At 70.2% G+C, this 1,981-nt stretch carries 3 protein-coding genes; all 3 read right to left on the reverse strand.

The window, feature by feature from the left end; all coding sequences use genetic code 11:
- Nucleotides 1-170: 170 nt before the first annotated feature.
- Entirely contained in the window at nucleotides 171-512 is a 342-nt protein-coding gene (locus AC1DVT_RS19880) for a hypothetical protein (protein ID WP_477391083.1), read from the reverse strand.
- Nucleotides 509-838, reverse strand: coding sequence for a hypothetical protein (locus AC1DVT_RS19885; protein WP_477391084.1), 330 nt, complete (start codon nucleotides 836-838; stop codon nucleotides 509-511). The genes AC1DVT_RS19880 and AC1DVT_RS19885 overlap by 4 nt, the downstream gene beginning before the upstream one ends.
- 281 nt (nucleotides 839-1,119) lie before the next feature.
- The coding region (locus tag AC1DVT_RS19890) for a recombinase family protein (protein WP_477391085.1) at nucleotides 1,120-1,981 on the reverse strand (862 nt) is incomplete at its 5' end.

The following is a 1,981-nucleotide window of genomic DNA, read 5'->3' on the forward strand; positions in this document are numbered from 1 at the left end:
CGGCTTGTTCATGCGGGCCAGATCCATCTCCCAGCTGGCGAGGAAGTGCGCGAGGTCGATCTGAGCGCCCTCCTCGGTGCCCCGCAGGGCGACGGTCTCCGGGTCAGGCAGGTACCAGTCCCAACGCAGGTTGGTCGGCAGGAACGACTGCGGTTCGACGTCCTGAGACGTCATGCGCTCGCCTCCGACGCGGTCGCGTGCTCGGCGTCCCACGCCCTCCGCTGCGCGAGCGCGCGCCGCATGACCTGGCCGGTACTCATCCCGGCCCGGATCGCGGCCTCTTCGGGGTCGAGGGGCGCGGTCCTGACCCGAGCGCCGCAGTAGCAGGCATCCGAGCAGAACCGCTTGTTCTCCCGAGGACGCGGCCCGCCGCAGCGCTCGCAGGTGCGGGCGGGTGTGGTTGGGGCGGCCTGGGCCGTGCTGAGCAGCGCGGCGACGCGCTGCACCTGCTCGTCGGTCAGGGGAGGGAGACCGAGGGGCGGCGTGTAGGACTCGGGCGCGGGCGCGCTCACCGGTCCATCTCCGCGATCGTCGCGGCGGTGGCGAACGTCTCAGCGGCCACGACCGGGAGATTGACGACGGTCCCGCGCCGGTTCAGGCCGCGACCGTCGCGCATCACTGTCGGGCCGTGGGTGGCCAGGGCCGCTTCGATCTGGTCGAGGTCGAAGAACAGGCCCGATAGGCCGGGCACGTGGTAGCCGTCGATCAGCCGGCGATGCCACCAGTTCTCGACGGTGCGGCGGCTTACGAGGAAGTAGCGCTGCGTCTGCGCCTTCGTCGCCAGTCTCGACGGGTTGGGCACGTGAGGCGCGGGCGGGTTGGGGTTGGGTGCGGACACGAAAGGCTCCTCGCGGAGTGCAGCGCTTCCGACTTCTCCCGAGGGGTCCCTCGCCGGTCATGCCTTTGTGATGCACTCCGCAGGAGCCTGTGTCCTGCGTCTCAGTTCGTCTGCTCGCGCTTCGTCCGGGTGCTCCCGGTAGCAACGAGACCGTGCTCCCGAGCGATCCAGACGACGACCCTCGGGCGGTTACATGTGTGGCTGAGCCACGTTCCATTCTACCAGGTGCGCGCTTTGCGCTCCTTGCGTGGAGTGCCCTCGCGGGGCGCTCAGCGGGTGGCTCAGGCGGGCTCAGCGGGCGCGATCTGCACCCGCTCCTTGAGCAGCGCATCCGTGAGTCGCTTGCCGCGCGACTCGGGGCGGCTCTGCACGACCGACACGCTCACGACCGACGCGATCAGCGCGCGCTGCACGTCCTTGGGAGCGTCCAGGAACGCCTGGCCGGGGTCGGCGGCATTCAGTACCGACGAGGACGTCGAGCGCTCCGTGGCACGCGCCATGCGCTGGGCGACGACGGCGCGCTCGGCCTCGATCTTCGCCTTCTTCAGCTTGTAGCGCTGGCCGTCGATCAGGTCGTCGTCGTAGTCGCGCTCGGTGCGCTTCAGGCGCTGGTCGAGGACCGCGAGCGCTTCACGATCGGGCGCGAGGTCCACGCCCTTCGGCGTCAGCGCGGCCACGATCCTCGGGTCGCGCACGTACTGGGCCACGACCTCACGAACGTACTTGTCGAGCTTCGGCTGCGCTATCGCCAGGTGCGCCTCGGCGGGACAGCGGTAGAACCATCGCTCGGGCTCGGGCTGCGTGGCTGTGCCTCCGCGCTTCGCCACCCGGAGCGGTGCGCCGCACGCCTTCCCGGTCTTCGGGTCGATCACTCCGCACCGGTATACCCCCGAGCCGAGCCACACCAGCGAGGACGTGCCGTGGTTGGTCCGTCGCGCGGGATCGGTGAGCTTGTCGTCCACCGCGCGCCACGCGTCCTCCGACACGATCGGCTCCCACACCGCCTTGCCGTGAACCTTGAAGTTCCCGTGGCTGCGCTGACCGGTGGAGATGAGCCCCGCGTTCCGGGGTCGCAGCACGAGATCACGGAACGCGTTGGCCGCCCACTTCTTCCCCGAGGTTGAGGGCACGCCGCGCTCGTTG

This window comes from Microbacterium sp. P2_F9 (assembly GCF_056403635.1).